Genomic DNA, 26618 nt, shown 5'->3' with positions numbered 1-26618 from the left:
ATAAACAGCTAGGTCTCGTATTTATAGCTTTAGGTTGAAAGTGAACTTAAATGCAATGTTGTCTTCCCAGTTAGGTAAGTGGTAGGCGCCATAACGATACGTCAAGCTGGTACCAAAGCCGAAAAGAAGCTTATTGAGTTCAAAACCCGTCTCAGTATATCCTTTACTTAATGACCCAAAGGCGTCAATATCGAGATGATCTTCTGGATTGCGTATGTCGCCTAGCGCAAAACGACTTATAAAGACCATCTCTGGCTTGAAGCGCTTTGAAATATTAAAAGGTGCGAGTCTATGCTTGATTTGAGCAGTAAATAATCTATCTGAAAAGAACTCGCCAAAATACATCGTCTCAAAACTATTAACTCCTGCTACAGAGAATCGCTGTAGTATGGTCTCCTTAGTAGGCGCATTTGGAAATGCGTGAAAGAGGTGGGTAATGGGTAGGTCTCCAAAGGCAATATTACCCTCAAGAAGAACTTCGGTTGCCGTTTTATTGAGTCTATCTACACGATAAAACATTTTTGCAGCCAGTTTTGTAAATGCAAGATCGCCACCTAGACCATCTACTGCTTGAGAGATTTGACCAGAGATGATAGGGTGTCCCTCATACACGGGCAGCACGTCGCTATCTGTTTTTAAATATTTATTAGACGGGCTCCATCTAAAAGATGCTGTTGCCTCTGTTACGTCATAATCACGTATAATCTCACCATCTTTATTGTAGCGGTAGGGTGTGGTTTGATCTAAGCGTCTATGGGCGATTTGAAATTCAGATAATATTTGTGGGGTAAGTCTATACTCTAGATTAATGCGCGTGGTGCGGTGTTTGTAAAATTGTGTAATATTTACAAGACGAGGCTCAAAGAGTGAATACACCCTACGGTCTGTAAGATAGGCGTAGTTACCTACTTCTTCAAGGTCGCTATTATATGTAGCAGAGATCCAAGCGCCTTTATCTGGATTAAGTAAGTAGCCTCCACCTATACCATATTTAAGGTCTTTATCCTTAAAACCGTATGCTGTGTAGCCTTCTAGCCTAAAGCGTTTTGAAAAAGACTCATTTGTAACGCCGCCTATACCTAGTCGTAATCCCTCATAGTTGTTAAACTTCACAGGATAGGTAAGATCAAAATCGAAAGCTTTAAAGCTAAAATAGCCTATGCTAAAGTTGTTTGTAGTACCTAGTCTACGTTCAATATTTTCGGCATTTACTATTTTTTCTATTTCAGAAAAGCTTCGCTTGTCTTTGGTAGTGAGATTTTCTGAACGATATTTTTTCCAGAAATCCTCTGGTCTATTGTTTGCCTCTTTATCAAAAGTGATGGCATATTTTGAGAGTTCTTTATCTATACCTTCATTAATCTTAAAATCACTCATTGTGGTAGTCGATACGAGAAACTTACGGCTCACAATATTTTCTACAACCTCATTTTCAATGGTGCCTATTGAGATACGACCTTTAAAGAAAGAAAGTTTTCTATCTTCTTCTCCTTTGTCTAAAAATAACTCCCTACGCACTGGGAGGTAAATCTCATTATCTTCTAGATATGTGTATTCTTGGTTTAGAACGATATTGAGCTTATCGTTTATACGTACTTTGACATCTTTTATAGCGAGGGTCTCCCTGTCGAGTACCATAGTTCCTGTTAGCCCCGGGATGCGCTTAGGTGCTTTTGGGGTAAATGAAATAATGTAATCTTCTCCAGGAGCGGTTTCTTGAAGTGTATAGTTGTAATTGCGTACGCCTCTTTTTGAAAGTATGCCGGCATATCTATTATTAAATATGACAAAATCACTGTCATAAAACGAGCGAGACTGTATGTTTACTGCAAAGACTTCATACCTAGGGTTTTTAAAACCAGCCAACTGGTAGCCCATAACCTCCTCTGTAAAGTCGTTCTCACGGTCATATTGTACTAGACTAGCCTTTTCAGAAAAGAAGTTGTGTGAGTTCCCGTTGAGGCTGTCTGTGATTATCGTTTTCTCATATGCGTGTAGCGAGAATGACTCTAGCGCTTCTCGAGGGTCATTTTGTGATTTGTTATCAATTGCCTTTTGCACTATAGCATCTGCTGTAAGAGTGGTTTGGGCGCTTAGTGTAGCACTGCAGATAAACGAAAGGAATACGAAAATTATACGCATATAAATTATTGTAACGTAAATGTATCAAAAAAGCGACCCAAGAGGTCGCTTTTTGTAATTGTTTAACTACTGTAAGTAATTACACAGTCATTATCTCTGTTTCTTTATTAGCAAGAACCTCTTCTATCTTTTTGATATGAATATCAGTAAGTTTTTGAATATCTACTTCGGCATTTGCTTTCTCATCTTCAGAGGCGCTGTCTACTTTTTTGATATCGTTATTTGCGTTTTTACGATCATTACGCACACCTACTTTTGCATCTTCTGCTTCAGCTTTGGCTTGCTTTACAAGCTCTTTACGACGCTCCTCAGTAAGTGGTGGTACATTTATAATAACACTTTCACCGTTATTCATAGGGTTGAAGCCTAGGTTACCATTTATAATGGCTTTTTCTATTTCTTGAATAATAGACTTCTCCCAAGGTTGGATAGATATTGTGCGACCATCTGGTGCAACTACATTTGCTACCTGACTAAGAGGCGTTGGACTTCCGTAGTAATCTACCATTAAACCTTGAAGCATTGCAGGACTAGCTTTTCCAGCTCTAATGGTGAGTAAACGTTTTCCTAAGTGCGTGATAGCATTATCCATCGCTTCCTTTGCACTATCTATTATAAATTTTAAATCTTCGTTCATCGTAATATTAATTGTGATAACAAGTTTACAAAAATTGAGCCAATATTCTGCGTTCTTAGTTTACAGTAGTACCTATAGAATCATCTCCAGAAACAACCTTCATTAAGTTTCCTCGTGTATTCATATCAAAAACAATGATAGGTAACTCATTTTCTTGACTTAAGGTAAATGCAGTCGTGTCCATTACTTTGAGCCCTTTGCTTAGTACATCATCAAATGATATATGATCATACTTCACAGCATCTGTATTCTTTTCTGGATCTGCTGTATAAATACCATCTACACGAGTTCCTTTTAAAATCACATCTGCTTCAACTTCTATTGCTCTAAGCACAGCTGCAGAGTCTGTTGTGAAGTAAGGGTTGCCAGTACCTCCGCCAAAGATTACTACACGTCCTTTTCTAAGGTGGCTCATAGCCTTACGTCTTATAAAAGGTTCTGCTACTTCATTTATTTTAATTGCAGTTTGTAATCTTGTCTTTACATCTGCTGCTTCAAGTGCATCTTGTAATGCTAGGCCATTTATAACCGTCGCGAGCATTCCCATATGATCACTTTGTACACGGTCCATACCTTTACTTGCTCCTGCCACACCTCTAAAGATGTTACCGCCGCCAATTACAATGGCAACTTCAATCCCTTTTTCGGTCACTGCTTTAATGTCTTCTGCATACTCTGCTAGACGTTTTGGATCAATACCATATTGACGTTCTCCCATTAATGCTTCACCAGAAAGCTTAAGTAAAATTCTTTTGTATTTCATAATATCTAAGATTATGCAAATATAATGTTTAAACCTTTTTTTAAAATCACTTAATGGAAGAAACCAATAAATTTAGAGAAGTAAAGTGGCGAAAAAGGTTAGATTTTATAAAAGCTTACCCCGCATCTACTATTCTTTAGTATCTTTAATTTCGTTATAAGTGAGTTAGCACTCACGCCAGAAAATAATTATTAACAAACTCAAAACAAGGAAATGAAATTTAAATTTAAATATGCTTTTGTAATAGTGCTTAGTATGGTAATACTTAGTTGTGGTGATGATGATGGTAGTCCTGCTGGAGAACCAGATAGCGGGACTGATTTTGAAGGAAATGCAACAGCAGAGTATACACTTAGCTTTGAAACATCATTTAGTGAAGAAATGTTTCCCGAAGAATATCCAAGTAACCCTAGCTTTGGTCCAGTGGTCGCAATCATACATTCTCCCAATATAAATGTTTTCCAAACTGGAAGTGTCGCAAATGATGGACTTGCTGCGTATGCAGAGTCTGGAGATGTAGATGCGCTAGTTACTGCTTTAGAAAGTCAACAAGGTCAAAGTGAAGGTTTGTTTTTAATTCAAACAGCTAGTAATGCTAGTGCTGTAGGAACATCGTCTTTTGATATTACTTTTACACCAACTAGAACAAGAGTGACTTTTCTAGCAAAGCTCAACCCTAGTCCAGATTGGTTTGTAGGAGCCGCATCACTAGATATTGTAGATGGTAATACTCTTAAGGAAGAGATTCAAACAGGTCTTGTATTGCTTGATGCTGGTACTAAGGCTGGAGAAACTTATGACTCATCTTCTGTTTCAGAAAATAACACAATAGGAATTTGTGTAGATGCCCCATATGCTGGTGATGGTCCTTTTGTAGAGAGTTTAGGAAATCTCACTATCGCGAGAAACTAATAGAATTCAAACATTCTATAAACTAAAAAAGCCTCCACAATTTGGAGGCTTTTTTTATGGATAAGTGCTAAAACTACTATGTTAAAGAAACTCTTTTAAATCCTTGTACAGATGCATCACCTTTTGAAGCAACAAATTCTGCTACGTTCTGGCTGTCGTCCATAATAAAACGTTGATCAAGTAGTGCCTGCTCGTGATCTAGAGTAGTATTATCTGCTACAAAACGCTCAACTTTACCAGGTACAATTTTGTCCCAGATTTGCTCAGGCTTCCCTTCTGCTTTTAACTGCTCTTTGATATCTGCTTCTGCTTGAGCAAGTACTTCAGGAGTAAGTTGTGACATAGAGATATACTGAGGTACATTCTTTAGAGTCTTACCAAGACGTCCAAGCTCGATGTTATCTTTTTCGATAGCTGCGATTCTTGCTTCAGTTTCTGATGCAACATATGCTGGATCAAAATCTTTGTATGAAAGTGTTGTAGCTCCCATAGATGCAACTTGCATAGATACACTCTTTGCAACCTCTGCAGCATTATCTGTAGCAGCAGTAAGTCCTACTAGAGCACCTATTTTGTTACCGTGTACATAAGAACCTACAAAAGGAGCTTCTAATGTCTCGTAACCACCTATTTCAATTTTTTCACCTATAACACCAGTTTGCTCGATAAGCTTTTCTGCAACTGTCATCCCATCAAAGTCTGCAGCAAGCATCTCATCTTTAGAATTTACAGAAAGAGCAATATCTCCCATTTTGTTAGCAAGTTCAACAAATGTATCGTTCTTAGTAACAAAGTCAGTCTCACAGTTAAGTGATACTACAACTCCGCGAGTGTTTGCGTCGTTAATCTTTGCAACAACAACACCTTCAGAAGAGTCTCTGTCTGCTCTCTTTTCTGCAACTTTTTGTCCTTTCTTACGAAGTACAGTTACTGCGTTATCAAAATCACCTTCTGCTTCAACGAGGGCCTTTTTACAGTCCATCATTCCAGCACCAGTAGCTTCTCTTAATTTTTTTACGTCTGCGGCTGTTATGTTTGCCATTTGTATATGTTTTAAAATTGAAAAAAGTCGTCTAATCGTTTTCCGCAAAGAAAAGAATTAAACGACCTTTTAGTATTAACTTAATGTTATTTACTCTTCTTCTTCACTTGCAGCTACGGCAGCTTTTGCAGGCTTAGCTTTAGGATCTTTTGCTTCTTTTTTAGGGGCATCTGCACCTTCTTTTTGAGCATCTTTTCCAGCTTTGCGGTCTGCAAGACCAGCGCTAACAGCGTCAGAAACAAAACCTACGATCTTGTCGATAGATTTAGAAGCATCGTCATTTGCAGGGATAAGATAATCTACTTCTCTTGGATCAGAGTTAGTATCTACCATTGCAAAAATTGGAATGTTTAATTTTTGAGCTTCTTTAATCGCGATGTGCTCTCTCTTAATATCTACAACAAATAGAGCGCCAGGAAGACGTGTCATATCTGATATAGAACCAAGGTTTTTCTCAAGCTTCTCACGAAGACGGTTCATCTGTAGTTTTTCTTTCTTAGAAAGTGTATCAAAACGACCATCTTGTTTCATACGGTCAATTGTCTGCATTTTCTTAACTGCTTTACGTATAGTAACAAAGTTAGTAAGCATTCCACCAGGCCATCTTTCTGTGATGTACGGCATATTTGCGTTACGAGCTTTTTCTGCTACGATATCTTTAGCTTGTTTTTTGGTAGCTACAAAGAGTATTTTTCTACCAGAAGCAGCAATCTTTTGTAGAGCCTCGCAAGTCTCTTCAATTTTTGCTGCAGTTTTATAAAGATTGATGATGTGTATCCCGTTACGCTCCATATAGATATACGGTGCCATATTTGGATCCCATCTTCTTGTGAGGTGTCCAAAGTGTACACCTGCATCAAGCAATTCTTTTATTTCGATGTTGTTTGCCATTTTTGTAATAGTTTACGTTCCGTTGGACATTAAAATTAGCAACTCCGTTTTACGAAGTTTAGATGCTAAACTAACCTTATTAAGATTCCGCTTTCGCGAAAGCATAATAAGCAACGACAACATTTCAATTAATTTAAATTTTTAAAAAATAAGTAATTCTAAATCTCGCTTGCCATATAGCCTGAGCCACTTGCAAGTGAAGCGATATATTAACGCTTTGAGAATTGGAACTTCTTACGTGCTTTCTTCTGACCAAATTTCTTACGCTCAACCATTCTTGGGTCACGAGTAAGAAGACCTTCTGGCTTAAGGATAAGACGATTTTCTTCGTCTAGTTCACACATAGCTCTAGAAAGAGCAAGTCTGATAGCCTCTGCCTGACCAGTGATACCACCACCATATACGTTTACATTAATGTCAAAGTTACCTTCGTTGTTTGTTAAAACAAGCGGCTGGTTTACTTTGTACTGTAATGTTCCAGTAGGGAAGTAGTTGTTCAGTTCTTTTTTGTTTACAGTGATTTTACCTTCTCCTTCAGTAAGATAAACACGAGCTACTGCGGTCTTACGACGACCGATTTTGTGTAAAGTCTCCATTTACTTGATTTCGTTTAGGTTAATGGCACGAGGCTTCTGCGCTTCCTGATCGTGCTCTGCTCCTGCATACACTTTTAGGTTGCGGAAGATTGCACTCCCCAATTTGTTTTTAGGTAACATCCCTTTTACGGCAGCTTCTACTACACGTGTTGGATCTTTGTCGTAGAGTTCTCTAGCTGTAAGACTACGTTGCCCTCCTGGGTATCCAGTGTGACGGATGTATGATTTTTCCGTCCACTTGTTTCCAGATAATTGCACCTTTGCAGCGTTTATGATAACAACGTTATCTCCACAATCTACGTGAGGTGTAAAACTAGGCTTGTACTTACCGCGTAAAAACTTAGCTACGATAGAAGACATACGTCCTAGCGTCTGTCCTTCTGCATCTATCAAAACCCACTCCTTGTTTACGGTAGCTTTGTTTGCAGATACTGTTTTGTAACTTAATGCGTCCACACTAATTAATTTTAATTAAACATTCCATTTCCCGTCTAAAAACGGGTTTGCAAAAGTACATAAAATTATTTATCACACAAACCTCTGTATCACTATATTTTGTAAGCATTTTTTTTCAATAATATATTCTATCAGTTACAATACTTTTTCGGTCTATATAATAGGTGTTGTTTACGCTTTCGCGAAAGCGGTATTTTACCCAGAAAAAGTTAATAAAATCTTAAAAAACTGTTTAGGTTGTCACAACGCTTGTTTTTATAAGTCTCTCTAATATCATCAACCAAAAACAACCTAATGTACCTTACAGTCAATCGCCTACGAGCAGTAATCATTCTTTTCTTTCTAAGTTCCCTGTCTTTATTTGCTCAAGTAGACTCTACCAAAATAGCCATTGCAAGAAAAGTTTATACCACAAATACTTTTACCGGTGACGCGCCAAAAATAGATGGAAACCTATCTGATGGTGCCTGGGCTAGCGTGCCGTGGTCTACAGATTATTTACAATTTGAGCCAGATGTAGGTACACCGCCTACACAGCAAACTAAGATGAAAATCACCTATGATGCAAAAAATCTGTATGTAGCCTTTCACTGTTTAGAGAGTGATAAGTCAAAACTAGAAAAAAGATTAGGCCGCCGTGATGATTTTCCGGGTGACTGGGTAGAGATTAATATAGATAGTTATAATGACGATCGTACAGGTTTCTCATTTACAGCCTCTGCTTCTGGAGTAAAAGGTGATGAGTTTATATCAAATAACGGAAACTTTGATAGCAGCTGGAATCCTATCTGGTATCTCGCCACCTCAGAAGATGAAGAAGGCTGGACGGCAGAGATGCGCATTCCGTTAAGTCAGTTGCGTTTTAGTGCAGATGATGAGCAGGTGTGGGGTATACAGTCTACAAGACGCTACTTTGCAAATGAAGAGCGTTCTACCTGGCAACCTCTGCCGGCAAATCCTCCTGGATGGGTGAGTGAGTTTGGAGAACTACGAGGTATAAAAGGAATTAAACCTCAAAAACAATTAGAAATACAACCTTTTGTGCTGGGGCAGTACGATACTTTTGAGGAAGAGGTGGGTAACCCCTTTAGAGATGGGGATGACTTTAGTGGCAATGTAGGTCTTGATGCAAAAATTGGTATCACAAATGATCTCACGCTCGACCTCACTGTAAATCCAGATTTTGGACAAGTAGATGCAGACCCTGGAGCTATAGCGCTAGATGGATTTGAGATTTTCTTTCAAGAGCGTCGACCTTTCTTTGTCGAAAATAAAAGTGTCTTTGACTTTAGAGTAGGTGGTGGTTCAGATAATGTTTTCTTCCCGAGACGTATAGGGAGGACTCCGCAAGGATTTACAACTTCAGACCCAAGTAAAGGAGAGTATGAAGACTTCCCTATTAACACGACTATACTGGGTGCGGCAAAGTTTAGCGGAAAAACTAAAAACGGGTGGACTATAGGTGTGCTAGAGAGTGTCACGGCAAAAGAGTTTGCAGAGATAAAGCTAGACGATAGGGAAGAAATCACAACGCAACTCGAGCTTAGCGATGAGCTAGGCACAAAAAGAGAAGAACTAGTAGAGCCTCTTACTAACTACTTTGTGGGTAGAGTTCAAAAAGATTTTAATGATCGTAACTCTTTTATAGGAGCCATATTTACAAACACAACACGTAATATGGAGCGTAGCTTAGACTTCTTACATACACAAGCCTACTCTGGCGGTATAGATTTTAACCATAACTGGAAAGATCGTAAGTACTACATAACTGGTAGAGGGATTATAAGCCGTGTTAACGGAGATCCTCAGGCTATACTCAATACACAAACCTCACTCACACATTTATATCAACGTGTAGATGCAGACCACGTATCGGTAGACCCTAATGCTACAAGCCTCTCTGGTACCGGAGGAAACCTTGCCATAGGTAGAGGTAGTGGTAAATGGCGCTATGAGCTAGGGGGTAACTGGAGGTCTCCTGGTCTAGAGCTTAACGATATAGGCTTCTTGCGTCGTGCAGACCGTATTGTACAATTTGCAAGTGTAAGACGCTTCTGGAACAACTCTACCTCTTGGTATAGACGAGCAAATGTAGGTGTGGAGCAAACTACACAGTATGATTTTCAAGGTAACTTTAATCGCATTCAGTATGAAGGTAGGGCAGAGATAAACTGGAAAAACAACTGGTTTACAGAAGTAGGTGGTGCGCACAAACCTCGCATATTTATAAACTCATTTTTGAGAGGAGGACCACGCTGGAGGTTTAATGAAGAAAACTTTTACTTTGTGGCTGCTGGTACAGACCAGCGTAAAAAGTTAAGCGCAGTTGCTATTTATGTAAACTCGCAAGCAAAGCAAAATAACTTCTCATTTAATCAGTACGAGCTTAGGCTTAACTACCAGCCGCTAGATGCACTAAGTTTGTCACTCTCTACAGTCTATGAGAAAAACCCAAACAGAACGCAGTATGTATCTCAACAAGCTTACGAGCCTGCTCAATATAATACGAGATATATAACAGGAGCGATTAATCAAGAAACGTTAAGTGCGACACTACGTGTTAATTATAATATCAACCCTAATTTTACCATACAATATTATGCGCAGCCGTTTATAGCAAAAGGGACCTACACTAATTTTAACTACGTAGCAGATAGCGAAAACGAAGATCTTAATAAGCGAGTAACCTTATTTAATCAAAATCAAATAAGTACTGTAGATGGTGGTTATGCTGTAGATGAAGATGAGGATGGAAGTGTAGATTATGCCTTTGGAGATCCAGATTTTAACTTCGTTCAATTTAGATCAAACCTTGTAGCGAGATGGGAGTATAAGCCAGGCTCTGAGTTGTTTTTAGTTTGGTCACAAGGTATCGAAGGTGGAGCCTCTACAGAAGATAGCCTCTTTGACGCAGCAGATAGTCAGATACTTGGGCAGCAAATCAGGAATACGTTTTTAGTAAAATGGACGTATAGATTTGCGCTGTAATAAAAATTACGCCCCAAATGTACCCCAAAGCTTGTATGTTTGTTTTGGGGTTTTTTTACGCTTTCGCGAAAGCGTAACCTGTTTTATTTGAGATTGTTAAAATGAATTGAAAATAATTTAAGAACCTTCTATACTTAACTACAATTAATACGTTATATCTTTGCCTAGTTAAATCTATCTAATGAAACATTGCCTATATCTCTCGTTATTGCTACTTGCTTTTTTAAGTTGTGGTGAAGATGAGTCTAAAGAAAAGTCTCCTATTGCAGAGGTGACTTACAGGCAAATCTCATATACCGTAGAGACAGCCATAGACTTAAATAATGATGGCGTTGCCTCTACAGATTTACTTGAAGAAAATGAGCAGGTACTCAATCCTCAAGAAATAACCTTTACAGAAAAAAACACTGTCATACCGCCTTATGCAATTACAACTTGCGTGACCGAGAACGGCGATCACCTTATGGAATTTGTATGCATAGTGGTTGAAAATTACATACAAGCACCCAGTTACACAATTAATGGTAATACGGTTGTTATAGAAACGGGTCTAATAGGAGAATTGTCACAAGATCTTGACACCTTAAGGTTTCGAGAGTTTCTTAATAGAGATCATCTCAATAATTATCCTCACGGAGATTTTAATAATCTTGCCGCAGTCTCAACATATGTGAGGAAATAGTATGAGATGACATATATGTAAATAAAAAAGCCAAATGAGAAGTTATTTTCATTTGGCTTTTTTAATATGAGATAGCTTTATTTTTTAGTGTGCCTCTAGCCAGTTTTGACCTACTCCTACTTCTACATCTAGAGGTACTGCCATTTTAAAGGCACTTTCCATTTCGGTTTTGATGAGGTTTTTGATGTCATCAAGCTCAGTGTTTGGCACATCAAAAACAAGTTCATCGTGCACTTGGAGTAGCATTTTTGTTTTGTAATCACTGATTTCTAGCTTCTCAAAAATATTAATCATAGCAATCTTAATAATATCTGCTGCGCTCCCTTGTATAGGTGCGTTTACAGCATTACGCTCTGCAGCACCACGCACAACACCGTTGCTTGAGTTAATACCATTAAGGTAGCGACGCCTATCTAGAACTGTTTTTACATACCCATTTTCTCTAGCAAAATCTACAAGCTCACTCATATAGTTGCGTAGCTTAGGGTACGATTTATAATAGTTGTCTATGAGCTCTTTTGCTTCTCCTCGTGATAGGTCTGTCTGGTTAGAAAGTCCAAAGGCAGAGACACCATATATAATACCAAAGTTTACTGTCTTTGCATTACTACGTTGCTCTCTTGTTACCTCTTCTAGTGGTACATTAAAAACTTTTGCCGCCGTACTAGCGTGAATGTCTTCACCATTTGTAAAGGCTTGTATCATATTTTCTTCCTCGCTTAGAGCTGCTATAATACGTAGCTCAATTTGAGAATAATCTGCTGCGAGCAGTGTGTGGTTTTCATCTCTAGGTACAAATGCTTTACGTACTTGGCGACCGCGTTCTGTACGTATAGGGATGTTTTGTAGGTTAGGATTGTTAGAACTTAATCTTCCCGTCGCTGCTACGGTTTGCATATAGTCTGTATGTACACGACCATCTTGAGCAACTTGCTCTGGCAATGCATCTACATATGTAGACTTTAACTTAGATAGCCCGCGGTAGTCTAGTACTTTCTGGATGATATCGTGATCTTTTGCAAGGTATGATAAAACATCTTCTGCAGTTGAGTATTGTCCTGTTTTTGTCTTTTTAGGCTTGTCTACAAGCTTCATTTTGTCAAAAAGAATTTCGCCGAGTTGCTTAGGTGAAGATATTTTAAACTCTTCTCCAGCTTCTTCATAAATCTCAGAAGTAAGACGTTCTATATCTGCATTAAGATCACCGGACAAGCTCTCTAAAAAGTGTACGTCTAAGTTGATTCCTTCTACCTCCATTGCAGCAAGTACTCTAAGTAAGGGAATCTCAATATCATCAAATAGTTTGCGCGTGCCTGCCTCATCAAGCTCTTTTTCAAAATGCTGTTTAAGCTGCAGGGTAATATCTGCATCTTCTACCGCATACTCTGTTTGCTGGTCTAGTGGCACGTCGCGCATAGACTTTTGGTTTTTTCCTTTTTTACCTATGAGCTCTGTGATAGATACAGGTGTGTAGTTAAGGTACGTCTCTGCCAGTACGTCCATATTATGACGCATATCTGGGTTAATGAGATAGTGGGCAAGCATTGTGTCAAAAAGTTTTCCCTTAACTTTTATGTTATATTTTGCAAGAACTTTTATGTCATATTTAAGGTTTTGACCTATTTTTTCGATGGTAGTAGCCTCAAAAAATGTTCTTAATTCTTCTATTAGTGCTTGGGCCTCTTCTTTACTTTCTGGAAGCGGTATGTAATACCCCTTACCAGCTTCCCAAGAAAAAGCGATACCTACAAGCTCTGCCACGAGTGGGTCTAGACCTGTGGTTTCTGTATCAAAACATACAGAAGATTGTTGAAGTAGATTTTGTATAAATAGTTTTCGCGCAAGCGGGCTATCTATTGTCTGGTAAAAATGCTGGGTGTCTTTTATGGTTTTACGTGTAGAAGCATCTGCCACGGTTGCTGCGGTAGCGCCACCATCTCCACCAAAAAGCGAAAACTGTCCTGCCCCCGCTGCGGTAGCTGCTTGCTTCTTTGCAGATGAGGTAGAAGATACCTGCGTGCCTTGCTCTGCCTCGCCAGAAAAGATTTTTACAAACTGATCTTTCATACGTCTAAACTCCAGCTCGTCAAACTTCTTTGTGACCGCCTCTGCATCTGGTTCTGAGAGTTCGTAATCTTTTGCGTCAAACTGTACATCACAATCTAGCATTATAGTTGCGAGTTGTTTAGAAAGAAGTCCCAGCTCTGCATTTGCGATCACTTTTTCCTTCATCTTGCCCTTGAGCTTATCTATATTTTCAAGAAGCCCTTCCATAGAACCGTATGCTGCGATAAATTTCTTTGCCGTTTTATCACCTACACCTGGAAGCCCCGGTATGTTGTCTGACGCATCACCCATCATCCCTAGGTAATCTATCACTTGCTCTGGGCGCTCTACTTCAAAACGCTTTTGCACCTCTGGGATTCCCCAGATCTCAATACCATTACCCATACGAGCAGGCTTGTACATAAATATATTTTCTGAGACTAGCTGTGCATAATCCTTATCTGGTGTAACCATAAAGACTTTAAAGTCTTCCTTTTCGGCTTGTTTTGCCAGGGTGCCTATAAGGTCATCTGCCTCTACACCTTCACGCTCAATAATGGGAATGTGCATAGCCTTAAGTATTTCTTGTATATGAGGTACCGCTATGCGTATCGCTTCTGGAGTTTCGTCACGATTTGCCTTATAATCAGCATAAGCTTCAACACGAGCAGAGCTTCCGCCCTTGTCAAAAGCAACAGCTAGGTGATCTGGTCGCTCTCGTTTTATAACATCAAAAAGGCTATTTGTAAACCCCATTATAGCACTCACATCCATACCAGAACTTGTGATACGCGGGTTTTTAATAAGAGCATAATATCCTCTAAAAATCAATGCGTATGCATCTAGTAAAAAAAGTCGTTTCTGAGTATTTTCGGCAGTATTAGTCACTGGAGATGGGTTTTATTACGCTTTCGCGAAAGCGTAGTACGATAAACTCAAATGTAAGAAGATGCATCCGGAATAGCGGGCACTGTTAATAAATTATACGAGGCTAAGAAAAAAAATCATTTTCAAATACAATGAACTAGCCTCATTAAAACGAAGTAGAAAAAAACCTAACATTTGGGAATAAAGAAAGCCAAGCAAAAATGCTTGGCTTTCACCCCAAATCATAATTGATTATTAAAAGTCAATTACAACAGTCTTAAATATTTTTCGCCCTAAGGCATATACAAATATATAACAATTCTTTGATTTGTTTATTGTTCCTTTTTAAAAGGATTAACAAGATTGTTAATTATATAGTTGAATTTCAAGGGTTAAAGATAGTAGATTTTTATAATGACTACATTGTTAAAAATCCATAAATCTTTAATTGAGTAGTTGGTCGTTAAAAATATGCTTCACGTCTATTTATTAAGATAATTTTGGTTGTAGATTCAGCTTTTATCACTATTGTAGTAGCTAGAAGTTATATTTTTATTCTCACCATTTTGATATTTCATCATTGTAAAACCTTTATGTATACAGTGGCTTCCTACCTCGCCAGATTTATTTATGGCGATGTAGGCTATTTGAAAATCTTTATACCTAGGTCCTTTTTTTGTAATTCTTGTAATAGCTTCTTCGCAGGCTTTTTGGGGGCTCATTCCGCCGCGCATTAACTCTACTATTAAGAAGCTTCCTACTGTTTTTAAAACTTCTTCACCCATACCTGTAGCCACTGCACCGCCTACTTCGTTATCTATAAATAATCCAGAGCCTATAATGGGAGAATCTCCCACGCGACCTTTCATCTTATATCCTAAGCCTGAGGTTGTACATACACCTGCGATGTCACCATCTTTATCAATAGCAAGCATTCCTATAGTATCGTGATTTTCTATATTAATCTTTGGTTTGTAGTCACTAGTTTTAAGCCATTCTTGCCAGGCATTTTTACGCTCTTCTGTGAGTAGATTTTCTTTTTTAAATCCCTGCTGGTATGCAAACTCCTCTGCACCTTTACCCGCAAGTATCACGTGTGGTGTGTCTTCCATTACCTTGCGAGCAAGGGCCGCTACGTTTACAATATTTTCTACGGCGAGCACTGCACCACAGTCACCCTCTGGATTCATAACACAGGCATCTAGAGTTACATTACCCTCTCTGTCTGGAGTTGCACCTATGCCCACCGTGGTGTTTTCTATATTTTCTTCTTCAACGGCAACACCGGCAACGACTGCATCTAGAGCAGAAGAGCCTTTGGTGAGTAATTCCCCAGCTTTTTGTGTAGCGCCAGAAAATCCCCAAGTACAGATAGCGATGGGTGCTGGTTTTTGTTGCGCTTTCGCGAAAGCGGAATTATTATCCTTGCTATTTTTATCATTATCATCACAACCAAGTATACTTGCTCCAGTAGCAATACCCGCCCCAGCTACTGCCGAACGATTTATAAATTTTCTTCTATTCATAATAGGTGCGTCTTATATTTTTAAAGTAGCCTTGTTATACTTGTGTGTAGCATTTATTTCGCTCTGCCCACTCTGTCCAAGAACCATCATATACATATGACTCTTGATCTGAAACTAGGGTAAAGGCCAGCAGAATAATGCAAGCCGTTATCCCAGAACCACAGCTAAATATAATAGGACGTTTGTCTATATGTAGATCCCTAAATAGTTCTTCTAGTTCTTCTTTTGGCTTGTAATAATCATTAGATAACACTTGAGTATAGGGGAGGTTAAGCGCGTTTTTTATATGACCGCTTTGTAAGTGAGCTCGTGGCTCTGGAGCTGTACCATTAAAACGGCCTGGTGATCTTGCATCTATAAGCTGGCACTCTTGTGAATTACAATTATCTACTATTTGCTCATAATGGTATATGGCTGCTTCATTTTTATGTGCTTTAAATGAGGTGGGAAGTTCTTTTGGTTTATTAACTTCTAGGGATTTAAGTCCTGCGCTGTTCCAAGCTGGTAGACCACCATCAAGTACAGCTACTGTCTTGTGACTCATTACGGTAAACATCCACCATACTCTAGGGCTGGTGAAAATTCCTTTACTGTCAAAAACAACAATTTTTGATTTTTTTGTAATGCCAAGTTTTCTACACTCCTCTTCAAACTGCTTTTCACTGGGGAATGTGTTAGGGTATGCACTTTTAGTATCGCTAAAGGTGTTTTTGATATCAAAATGAACTGCTCCTTTTATGGTGTTGCCCTCATCATACTCTTGACTTGCGTCTAGTACTATAAGGTTCTTATCTTCTTTGTTCTCTTTGAGCCAGTGTATGGTTACTAAGGGTGTTGTCATTGCTACTTAACTATAAGTTCATCTATAAATATCCAGCTTTTGCCATCATACGTATGACCTAAGTGCCAGCTAGGTAAGTCTCCTACCGTCTTTGCTATAACCTTTATGTATCTAGCTGCTTGCTCATCTTGAGATGCTGCTACTGTTTTAATTAAAGTCTCTTCACTTTCTATAGTTGCATCTATATCTTGATTATAGTAGGGTGTAAAAGTGGTGCCATCTACAGAGGTGAAAAAGCTAACCTCTGTAGGGTAAAAAATCCAGCTGCGTTGGTCTTGTAGAAATGAGGTAGCAATAGCGTTTATATTTTTTACTTCTCCTAGATCGAGTGTAGCAACTACATCTTGATTATTGTATCCTTGCCAGGTGCCAGATCGGTATTCTTTTGAACCTCTTATGCCATCTATTAAGGCATTCTCTCCGCCTGCACTGTATTCATTTGCATAAGTAGTCTCGAGAGTCACTTTGTAAGCATCATTTATTTTATGAAAAGGGGTGGCGATTGTAGCACTTTTGCCGTGTCTTGAAATGGCATAAGTACGTAACTCTGTATCTGATGTTATGGTAATGGGTTTTCTATATCGTTTAAAGGTCTCACCATCTTCTTTAAGAGCAAAGTATATCTCTGCATCTTTATCTGTAGACTGTAATGCAACAGTAGTATTTTCTGTAAAAGTAATATCGCCACTTGCGATAAACGGTGCAGCTACAATGAGATGTTCTGTTATGGCAGTTTTTGGGCTGTGCGCTGGATGCTTACCCCATCTACCAGGAGTGCTGGACATATCAAATTGCAAGAGGCCACCAGCCATAATATCTTTATGGTTTATGTAAGAGTAGGGGTGTGCCTTACCATTTATAGAAGCATTTTTTATATGGATGTTATTGTCAGATACATTGCTGGCTTCTATAGTAAAATTATTGCCATTTTCTAAGTAAATCGTGGCTTTGTCAAAAAGAGGTGTACCTATTGCATAGGTGTTGCTTCCCGGTGTCACGGGGTAAAACCCTAGCGAGCTGAGTACATACCAAGCACTCATCTGGCCACAATCTTCATTACCAGAGATACCGTCTGGAGTGCCTCTATACATAGTAGTAAGAATCTCGTGCACACGCTTTTGAGTTTTCCACGGTTTATGAATATAGTTATAGAGATACGCCATATGATGACTAGGCTCATTACCGTGTGCATACTGACCTATCAAGCCTGTGATGTCTTGCTGGTGCCTTCCAGAAGTTTCTTGCTGTGCTGTAAAAAGGGCATCTAGCTTTTTATCCATCGCCTTTTTTCCACCCACAAGATCTATAAAGCCACTTACGTCTTGAGGTACATAAAAGCTGTATTGCCAAGAGTTTGCCTCTGTATAATTAAAGTTTACCTCGTAGGGGTCAAATGGCGAGAACCAGCTATTGCGCATTCTACCTCGCATAAACCCTGATTTTGGGTCATATACATTCTTATAGTTTTGTGCTCTTTGGATATACGTTTTATAGCTTTCTTCGTCACCTCTTTCTTGAGCCATTAGGGCTATAGTCCAGTCGTCATAGGCATATTCTAACGTTTTTGAAACAGACTCTGCTTCCATTTCTGTGGGTATAAATCCATATTTTTTATAGGAGTCTAGACCTAGTTTATCTTGTGATGCGCTATGTAGCATCGCCTCAAAGGCACGATCTGTATCGTAGTCTCTTATGCCTTTCATATATGCATCTGCTATAACTGGCACGGCGTGATATCCTATCATACATCCTGTGTAATTACCAGAAAGATCCCATATAGGCATTATACCACCCTCGTCATATTTTGCAATAAAGGTGTTTATAAAATCATTTGTGCGTTGCTCTTCTATAATGGTGTACAGCGGGTGTGCCGCGCGATATGTATCCCAAAGTGAGAAAACACTATAGTAATCAAAATCTGTAGTTTGATGAATTTCAAGATCCATACCTCGGTAGCGACCGTCTATATCTTGATAAATATTAGGCGCAAGCATCGTGTGATAGAGCGAGGTGTAAAAGTTAGTTTTATATGTTGTGTTGTCTGTCTCAACGATAATTTTTTCTAGTTGTTTCTCCCAGGTACTTTGAGCAGTTGCTTTTACTTGCTCAAAGGTTTTGTCGCCTATCTCTGTTTCTAAGTTTTGTTTTGCACCCTTCTCATCTATTGCAGAGATTCCTATTTTTATGATCACAGGCTCATTGCTGGGATTCTCAAACTTAAGAGCCACTTTATTGCTTTTAGACTGTGGGTCTTTGATGTATTTAAAAGGGTGTGAGGTTTTGAGATAGTAATAAAGTAATTGTTTTGACGCCCACGCTTTACTGTGACGATGGCCTTGCATTTCGGTATATAGTTGCTGGTCGTCATTTTCTTTAATGACTTCCCAAGAGGCGCTTAGCACTTCGTCTCTATGGTCAAGATCTACGATGAGGTAGTTGTTGAGGGAGTCCGCTTTCGCGAAAGCGTATTTATGAACACCACTGCGTTGAGAAACCGTAAGCTCTACGTCTATATTTGTACTATCTAGGTGTACTTTGTAGTATCCCGGTTGGGCAATTTCATTATCGTGAGAGAAGTGATCACGATATCCTTTTTTACCATTTGCGCCGTTATTAAAACGTATGGTATTGGACGGCATAAGTAAAATGTCACCATAGTCTGAAACGCCGGTCCCACTTAAGTGTGTATGGCTAAAACCATAGATGTATTCATCATCATAGTGATAACCGGAGCAGCCATCCCAGCCATCTAGTCTTGTATCTGGACTTAATTGCATCATCCCAAAGGGCATTGTAGCACCAGGGTAAGTATGCCCGTGACCGCCTGTGCCTATAAATGGATTTACATAATTTATAAGCGCTTGGTCCTTTTGTGCAGGAGTGGTCTCAGTTACGTGTTTACACGAGGTAATAAATATTGCTGCAATTAATAAGCTAAGTAGGTGACGCATTTGCAAGTATTGGTTTGTGTCTAAGATAATAAAAGCTCTAAAGCTATACGAGATAGCTCTCGCAAAATTTGACAGTGATTTTAGGTTTAGTACCTTTAGTATATGAAAATTGAGGTCTGTGCAAATTCATTTGAGAGTGCCCTAGCGGCGCAAGATGGAGGTGCGCATCGTATTGAGTTATGCGAGCAGCTTGAAGTAGGAGGTGTAACACCTAGTCACTCACTTATTAAGAAGGTGATGCAAGAACTATCTATAACATCTTTTGTGCTTATAAGACCGCGCGCTGGTGATTTTATATACTCAAATAGCGAGTTTAAAACGATGTTGCGTGATATTGCTTTTGCAAAGTCTATGGGTGTGCAAGGTATAGTGTCTGGCGTGCTGCTCAGTGATCATACAATAGACTTTAAAAGGACATCACAGCTTGTAAAGGCTAGTGAGGGAATGTCTTTTACTTTTCATCGTGCGTTTGATCAAGTGCTAGATCCTGTAAAAGGTCTAGAGGAGCTTATAGAGCTAGGCGTAGATCGCGTTCTTACTTCTGGTCAAAAACCAGATGTTGTTGAGGGATTTGATGTTTTGAAATCATTAGGTGAGCAGGCTAAGGAGCGCATTATTATTATGCCAGGTGGCGGAGTTTCAATTACAAATGTTGAAAAATTTTTAGATGCTGGTTTTAAAGAAGTGCACGGCAGCTTTCGCGAAAGCGTAATAGAAAACTCTTCACGTCAAAAAAGCATAAAGAAAGAAACACATACAAATCAACAAACTATAAAACAACTCATCAAACTTATCAAAAAATGAAATCAAATCACATTAAAATAGCACTAGACTGGACGCCTAATATAAATCATATAGGTTTTTTTGTGGCTCAAGCACAGGGCTTTTATAAAGAAGAAGGGCTAGAAGTTGCTATAGAAAATCCCGCCGCAGATAATTATGAACTCACCCCGGCAAAGAAGGTAGAACTCGGTCTGGTAGATATGGCATTGTGCCCTACGGAGAGCTTGCTTAGTTACCGCACAAAGGCAAGTCCTTTCCCACTTAAGGCGGTTGCTGCTATCTTGCAAGAAGATGTTAGTGCTATTGTGGTTAAACGTGATAGTGGTATTGCATCTCCTAGTTCTTTAGATCATAAAACTTATGCCTCTTACAAGGCACGATATGAAGATGAAATTGTAAAGCAAATGATACGTAATGATGGTGGCGAGGGAGTGCTACAACTCGAGTATCCAGATAAACTGGGTATTTGGGATGCCCTCATCGCAGGAGCTTATGATGCTACTTGGGTGTTTTTAAATTGGGAAGGCGTGCAGGTGCAAGAGATGGGTGATGATTTTACCTATTTTAAAATGGCAGATTATAAGGTGCCTTACTCATACTCACCAGTAATAGTTGCAGATGAAAATAAAATAGCAGCACGTAAGGAAGCTTACCAAGCTTTCCTTAAAGCAACTGCTCGAGGCTATCTGTATTGTAAGGAGCAACCTGAAGAGGCTGTTGCTATACTCGCATCACTTGTGCCAGAAAAGGATAAAGAGATAGATCTAAAAAAGGCATTACAGATGTCTTTAAAAGCATTTGGCACAGGAGATTCTTGGGGGAAAATGGATCAGGGAGTTATAAGCACTTTTTTAAAGTGGTTATATGATAAAGGTCTTGAGACAAAACCTATAGATGTCAATACCATTTTTACAAACGAGTTGTTGTAAAAGTAAAAAAGCTGCAAATATCATATTTGCAGCTTTTTTTATAATTTATATATGCTTAATCATTAAGTTTAAGAACCGCCATAAACGCCTCTTGTGGTATCTCTACATTACCCACGGCACGCATACGTTTCTTACCTTTCTTCTGCTTTTCTAGAAGTTTACGCTTTCGCGAAATATCACCACCGTAACACTTAGCCGTTACATCTTTACGTAGTGCTTTTACTGTCTCACGAGAGATGATTTTTGCACCTATGGCAGCCTGTATAGGAATATCGAACTGCTGGCGTGGGATAAGTTCTCTTAATTTCTCACACATACGCTTACCTATATCATAAGCATTGTCTTGGTGTAAGAGCGCGGATAGTGCATCTACTGGTTGCCCATTAAGAAGTACATCTACCTTAACCAGTTTTGAGGCTCTCATACCTATAGGAGAGTAGTCAAAACTCGCATATCCCTTTGAAACTGTTTTAAGACGATCGTAAAAATCAAAAACAATCTCTGCAAGTGGCATATCAAAAGTAAGCTCAACACGCTCTGTTGTTAAGTATGTCTGGCTAGATATTTGACCTCTCTTTTCTATACATAATGACATTACAGGTCCTACAAAGTCAGACTTTGTAATAATCGTAGCTTTTATAAAAGGCTCTTCAACACGATTCATACTAGATGGATCTGGAAGGTCTGATGGATTATTTACTAAAATAATATCATCTGGATGTTTATTTGTAAACGCGTGATAAGATACGTTAGGCACTGTTGTAATAACAGTCATATCAAACTCACGTTCTAATCTTTCTTGTATAATCTCTAGGTGTAACATCCCTAAGAATCCACATCTAAATCCAAAACCTAATGCCGCCGAACTTTCTGGCTCAAATACTAGAGAGGCATCATTAAGCTGTAGTTTTTCCATAGAGTTGCGTAGCTCCTCATAGTCTTCTGTGTCTACGGGATAAATCCCTGCAAATACCATAGGTTTTACGTCTTCAAAACCTGCAATTGCATTTTGTGTAGGGTTCTTTGCGTCTGTAATAGTATCACCTACTTTTACCTCACGTGCATCTTTTATACCTGTAATAAGGTATCCTACATCACCGGCTTTTATTTCTTGCTTAGGTGCTTGTGTGAGTTTTAGTGTCCCTACCTCATCTGCGCCATAAGTGTTTCCAGTAGCGACAAATTTTATTTGCTGGTTTTTTCTTATAGAACCATTTATTACTCTAAAGTATGTTTCTACTCCTCTAAAAGGATTGTAAACACTATCAAAAATAAGCGCTTGTAATGGCTCATCTAGATTACCCTTTGGAGCAGGAATGCGCTCTATAACGGCAGCAAGAATTTCTTCAATACCTATGCCTGTCTTTGCAGATGCTGGAATTACTTCTTCTGCATCACAACCTAGTAGGTCTACTATATCATCTGTTACCTCTTCAGGGTTTGCACTAGGTAAATCTACTTTGTTAAGTACCGGTATGATCTCTAGATCATTTTCTAGTGCTAGATAAAGATTTGAGATAGTTTGTGCTTGTATACTCTGTGCTGCATCCACCACTAGAAGAGCTCCTTCACAAGCGGCTATACTACGCGATACTTCATACGAGAAATCTACGTGACCAGGTGTGTCTATGAGGTTGAGGATGTAATCTTCGCCTTTGTATTTATACTCCATCTGGATAGCGTGTGACTTAATGGTAATACCGCGCTCACGTTCCAAATCCATACTATCTAGTAATTGCGCCTGAGCTTCACGTTTTGTAACTGTAGCGGTCTCATCAAGGAGACGGTCTGCTAGTGTACTCTTACCGTGGTCAATATGCGCAATAATGCAAAAATTTCTAATATTTTTCATAGTCATAGCAAATAGGGTGCAAATATACGGCTATTAAGAGCTATTTATTTCTCAGTAAAATAGATTTTGTGTATTTGGTCGAAAATTCTTAAAATTATGTGAAATGTTTTTGAAAGAGGTATTACTTTTAAAGTTCTAAAAATTAGCATTATCCGACCTGTTATTATACTGTTGATGTTTTTTAGCATCTCATCAATCATCGCCCAAAACATACGTATACAAGGAATTGTAAACACTTCTCAAAACAGCCCCATTGCCTTTGCAAACGTTGTATTACTTGACGACGAGCAAAAGCTGGTAAAAGGTACTATTACAGAAGAGGACGGTTCCTTTAGTCTAGAAAATCTCAAAACAGGCACATACCACCTTACAGTTAGTTTTGTAGGTTTTGAAGACCAAAAAATTGAAAGTATTCTACTAGATAAAGACACAACTTTAAGACCCATAGTGCTTAACGCAAGTCAAGAAAGTCTAGATGAAGTTGTGCTTACTTCAAAAAAACCAACTGTTGTACGCAAAGCAGATAGACTTGTTTTTAATGTAGAAAATACCATACTATCATCGGGTAATACGATGGATATTTTAAAAAGAACTCCGGGGGTAGTTGTAAATCAAGAGGAGATTACAATTAGAAATGAAGGAGTTACTGTGTATCTCAATGATAAGAGAGTGCAGTTAAGCACAGAAGAAATTCAAGATTTATTAAGTAGCCTCTCTGGTGATGCTATACAATCTGTAGAGGTGATTGCAAATCCACCAGCTAGATATGAGGCAGAGGGAGGTCCTGTACTTAATATTGTTACTTCAAAGGTGGTGTCTCTAGGCTATAAAGGAACTGTTTTTGCTAGAGGAACTTACGGCATTTTTCCAAAACATTCTTTTGGGACGTCACAGTACTATAAAAATGAAAAATTGAATCTGTTTTTTAATTATAGTTTCAACCCGCAGAAGTCCTCATTTATGAGTGACAATTTTATAAACTATAGAACTACAGATGAACGTATAAACTGGCTTCAAGATTTTGAACGTAAAAACTGGTCAAATGCTCATAACGCAAATCTTATTATAGATTATAATCTTAATGAGAGTTCGCAGTTAAGTTTTTCGGCTGTGGGTTTATATTCACCAGGTATTTATGATTACTCAAGATCTATAACAGATGTTACTTCATCTATAGAAGACCCGTACACGATTAGAACCTCTAGCGGGTTAAATGGAGAGCGCACTAATATTGCGCTAGATGCAAAGTATACCAAGACGCTCAAAAATGGATTGTTGAGTATGAATGTGCATCATACTAATTTTTCGCGAAAGCGTGATCAATCTTTAAATTCTCGATATATAGATGCTACTGGGGAGCAGTTTAGAAATGTGCGTTTTACGAGTGACTCTTTTCAAGACATTGAGATTTATACAGGGCAAATAGACTATGCAACGACCTTAGGTACTGTTGCTTTAGAGCTGGGTGCAAGAACTTCTATTATAGATTCTAGATCTGTGATTAAATTTCCAACTATTGTAGATAGTGGTGTGTCAGGCTTGCAAGAAGCACAAGATGATGATTTTCTTTATGATGAAGATATTGTTGCGGGTTATGTTTCTGTGGCAAAAGATTGGGATAAATGGAGTGTAAAAGCTGGATTGCGTGCAGAGCAAACTAACTCAAAAGGAACCTCGCTGGCGCTCAATGAGATTAATAATTTGGACTATCTAGAATTTTTTCCAACGGCATATGTACAGTATGCTCCTGTTGAGAATCATAGTTTTAGCCTAGACTACTCAAGAAGAGTAGATAGGCCTAGGTATCAAGATTTAAATCCATTTGCCTATTTCTTAAATGAAAATAATTTTGCTCAAGGTAATGCGCAGTTAACTCCAGCTTTTAGTCATCGATTTAATTTTAATTATACCTTAAAAAGCGCTTACTCTTTTGATCTCTATTATCGTGATAATGGGAATGAGATATTAAGACTTCCTTTTCAAAATAATGAAGGACAAGTATTGCGCACCTCAAATCAAAATGCTTTAGATAGTAAATCTTGGGGTCTCGACTTCACACACGGTAGAAGTGTTTCAAACTGGTATTATTTATACACATACTTAAGTGCCTTCCACGAGGAGGTAACCTTCCTTGCGCAAGAGAGTGGCAATGTTGCTCAAGATAACAAGGTAGACGGATTGTATGCATACATTGGTAATTACCTCACCCTTAGTAAAGACAGAAGCTGGACAGCAGAGGTGAGTGCAGAGTATATTTCTAAATTCCTAGCTGCAAGTTATGTCCAAGACCGTGTGATTACATTAAATGCCGGTGTACAAAAGAAGTTTTGGAAAAACAGAGCTATACTTAAAGTAACTGTAAATGACATACTAGGCGAGGCAAATGCTTTACTTACCTCTCAATATCTTAACCAAGACAATGCTTATTTCGCTGTTCCAGAGACACAAAACTTGCAAGTAGGTTTTACCTATAAGTTTGGTAATTTTAAATTACAAGATAATAATAGAGCTCTTGAGATTGATGAGTTAGAACGACTTAAAGAATAATTGTCTTTTGAGTAGCAGCCCTTCATCTAAGCAGCGTGTTTTTGGGCTTGACTTAATGCGAGCAATCGCGATTCTTGCCGTTTTAGGATCTCACATTTTATATATTTTTCCCGAGCAATATGGAGGTGTCATCCCGCTACTACAATTAGGGGGAGTGATGGGCGTAGAGATTTTTTTTGTGCTGAGCGGCTATTTAATAGGGGCTATATTGCTTAGGCTATTTGTAAAAGAAGATTTTGGGATGAGCGATGTTAAGTATTTTTTAATACGCAGGTGGTTCCGTACGTTGCCTAGTTATTATCTCGCTTTAGTTCTCAATATTTTGCTAGTTATTGCGATAGGTAGACAGCTTCCAGAAAATATACCATACTACTTTCTTTTCCTTCAGAATTTCTCTTCGGGGATGGAGGTGTTTTTTACAGAGTCGTGGAGCTTGCCAGTAGAGGAGGTGGCATATATTATAGGGCCATTGTTATTATATGTTGTGGTTTACGCTTTCGCGAAAGCAAAAAAAGAAACCTTATTCCTGCGCAGCACAGTAGCAGTCATAATCGTGTTTCTTATAACTAAATTATTCTACCATTTTACCACACCAACACTCAATGCACAACAGTGGAACATAAATCTAAAGGCAGTAGTCATCTATAGAATAGATGCAATTTATTATGGTGTACTAGCAGCATATCTATCTCATAAATACCCCAAACACTGGCTTAAGCACAAACAGTTATTATTTGCTTTAGGGGTAATATTGTTTTTTGGGTTTCAGTTTATTTTAGGAAAATACAGTTTAGATCCCGTGACTGCATCATTTATTTGGGATGTGATTTATTTGCCTCTTACATCGATTGCCATCGCTCTTACCTTGCCAGTTCTTTCTTCTTGGCGTCAAGCGCCTCGATTTATAGCTGTGCCCATACGTTATGTAAGTATAACCTCATATGCGGTTTACCTCTTGCATTATGGGTTATTGTTGCAAGGTATGCGATGGGTTTGGCCTATAGAGTTGTTAAGTTTTAATGAGAGAGTGGGTTATGCAGCGATATACTTTATACTCTTATTTCTAATAGCAGGGTTGTGGTATGGTCTTTATGAAAAACCTATGACAGACCTACGCGACAAGCATTTTATAACGAGTAGGTATAAACACTAAAAAGAAGTTACCTT

19 protein-coding genes are annotated in these 26618 nt (G+C 38.6%); 7 read left to right on the top strand and 12 right to left on the bottom strand.

The features are described from left to right. Positions 1 to 21 precede the first annotated feature (21 nt). The 3 genes from I597_RS00845 to pyrH form a co-directional block, all read right to left on the bottom strand. Positions 22 to 2142: a DUF5686 family protein gene (locus tag I597_RS00845; protein ID WP_035325608.1), complete on the bottom strand. Its 2121-nt coding sequence runs from the start codon at positions 2140 to 2142 to the stop codon at positions 22 to 24. Between the two features lie 79 nt (positions 2143 to 2221). Beyond that, the gene (gene frr, locus I597_RS00840; protein ID WP_021778112.1) at positions 2222 to 2779 is read right to left on the bottom strand and encodes a ribosome recycling factor; all 558 of its coding nucleotides are present in this window, start codon (positions 2777 to 2779) and stop codon (positions 2222 to 2224) included. A gap of 55 nt (positions 2780 to 2834) precedes the next feature. Further along, entirely contained in the window at positions 2835 to 3542 is a 708-nt protein-coding gene (pyrH, locus tag I597_RS00835) for a UMP kinase (protein WP_035325606.1), read from the bottom strand. Positions 3543 to 3755: 213 nt separating this feature from the next. On the opposite strand from pyrH, the gene I597_RS00830 reads away from it, so the two are divergent. Next, complete coding sequence (locus I597_RS00830) at positions 3756 to 4454, top strand: spondin domain-containing protein (RefSeq protein ID WP_035325604.1); 699 nt, start codon at positions 3756 to 3758, stop codon at positions 4452 to 4454. Positions 4455 to 4530: 76 nt separating this feature from the next. Here the strand turns inward: I597_RS00830 and tsf are convergent, their stop codons facing one another. The 4 genes from tsf to rplM form a co-directional block, all read right to left on the bottom strand. Continuing rightward, complete coding sequence (gene tsf / locus I597_RS00825) at positions 4531 to 5496, bottom strand: translation elongation factor Ts (RefSeq protein ID WP_035325602.1); 966 nt, start codon at positions 5494 to 5496, stop codon at positions 4531 to 4533. A gap of 90 nt (positions 5497 to 5586) precedes the next feature. Next, on the bottom strand, positions 5587 to 6387 hold the full coding sequence (gene rpsB, locus I597_RS00820) for a 30S ribosomal protein S2 (protein WP_035325600.1): 801 nt from the start codon (positions 6385 to 6387) through the stop codon (positions 5587 to 5589). Between the two features lie 209 nt (positions 6388 to 6596). Further along, complete coding sequence (rpsI, locus tag I597_RS00815) at positions 6597 to 6983, bottom strand: 30S ribosomal protein S9 (RefSeq protein WP_021778117.1); 387 nt, start codon at positions 6981 to 6983, stop codon at positions 6597 to 6599. Next, positions 6984 to 7439 carry a 50S ribosomal protein L13 gene (gene rplM / locus I597_RS00810; protein ID WP_021778118.1) on the bottom strand — a complete coding sequence of 152 codons (456 nt, stop codon included), beginning with the start codon at positions 7437 to 7439 and terminating at the stop codon, positions 6984 to 6986. 294 nt (positions 7440 to 7733) lie between these two features. Between rplM and I597_RS00805 the strand changes: the two genes are divergently transcribed. After that, on the top strand, positions 7734 to 10427 hold the full coding sequence (locus tag I597_RS00805; protein WP_035325598.1) for a DUF5916 domain-containing protein: 2694 nt from the start codon (positions 7734 to 7736) through the stop codon (positions 10425 to 10427). A gap of 181 nt (positions 10428 to 10608) precedes the next feature. Beyond that, positions 10609 to 11109 carry a hypothetical protein gene (locus I597_RS00800; RefSeq protein ID WP_152594950.1) on the top strand — a complete coding sequence of 167 codons (501 nt, stop codon included), beginning with the start codon at positions 10609 to 10611 and terminating at the stop codon, positions 11107 to 11109. Positions 11110 to 11193: 84 nt separating this feature from the next. On the opposite strand, the gene polA is transcribed toward I597_RS00800, so the two are convergent. From polA to I597_RS00780, 4 genes are all read right to left on the bottom strand, one after another. Further along, on the bottom strand, positions 11194 to 14043 hold the full coding sequence (gene polA, locus I597_RS00795; RefSeq protein ID WP_035325594.1) for a DNA polymerase I: 2850 nt from the start codon (positions 14041 to 14043) through the stop codon (positions 11194 to 11196). A 491-nt stretch (positions 14044 to 14534) separates the two neighbouring features. Further along, complete coding sequence (locus I597_RS00790; protein ID WP_035325591.1) at positions 14535 to 15548, bottom strand: glycosylasparaginase; 1014 nt, start codon at positions 15546 to 15548, stop codon at positions 14535 to 14537. A 34-nt stretch (positions 15549 to 15582) separates the two neighbouring features. Beyond that, the gene (locus tag I597_RS00785; protein ID WP_035325589.1) at positions 15583 to 16389 is read right to left on the bottom strand and encodes a sulfurtransferase; all 807 of its coding nucleotides are present in this window, start codon (positions 16387 to 16389) and stop codon (positions 15583 to 15585) included. A gap of 2 nt (positions 16390 to 16391) precedes the next feature. Further along, entirely contained in the window at positions 16392 to 19340 is a 2949-nt protein-coding gene (locus I597_RS00780; RefSeq protein ID WP_035325586.1) for a GH92 family glycosyl hydrolase, read from the bottom strand. Positions 19341 to 19442: 102 nt separating this feature from the next. Here I597_RS00780 and I597_RS00775 point away from each other — a divergent pair, with 102 nt between their 5' ends. Then, positions 19443 to 20144: a copper homeostasis protein CutC gene (locus I597_RS00775; protein ID WP_035325584.1), complete on the top strand. Its 702-nt coding sequence runs from the start codon at positions 19443 to 19445 to the stop codon at positions 20142 to 20144. Beyond that, positions 20141 to 21052 (top strand): ABC transporter substrate-binding protein, encoded by a 912-nt coding sequence (locus tag I597_RS00770; protein WP_035325583.1) that lies wholly within the window; start codon positions 20141 to 20143, stop codon positions 21050 to 21052. Before I597_RS00775 ends, I597_RS00770 begins: the two co-directional genes overlap by 4 nt. A gap of 55 nt (positions 21053 to 21107) precedes the next feature. Here I597_RS00770 and lepA read toward each other — a convergent pair whose 3' ends face one another. Then, on the bottom strand, positions 21108 to 22904 hold the full coding sequence (gene lepA / locus I597_RS00765) for a translation elongation factor 4 (protein ID WP_035328800.1): 1797 nt from the start codon (positions 22902 to 22904) through the stop codon (positions 21108 to 21110). A 174-nt stretch (positions 22905 to 23078) separates the two neighbouring features. On the opposite strand from lepA, the gene I597_RS00760 reads away from it, so the two are divergent. After that, entirely contained in the window at positions 23079 to 25451 is a 2373-nt protein-coding gene (locus I597_RS00760; RefSeq protein ID WP_035325581.1) for a TonB-dependent receptor, read from the top strand. Between the two features lie 7 nt (positions 25452 to 25458). Then, entirely contained in the window at positions 25459 to 26604 is a 1146-nt protein-coding gene (locus I597_RS00755) for an acyltransferase family protein (protein WP_152594949.1), read from the top strand. Positions 26605 to 26618 lie beyond the last annotated feature (14 nt).

It is taken from the genome of Dokdonia donghaensis DSW-1 (genome assembly GCF_001653755.1).
In the GTDB taxonomy this organism is placed as follows: Bacteria; Bacteroidota; Bacteroidia; order Flavobacteriales; family Flavobacteriaceae; genus Dokdonia; species Dokdonia donghaensis.
Note: the sequence above shows the minus strand (reverse complement) of the source record. Positions and strands in the feature narration are given on the sequence as shown.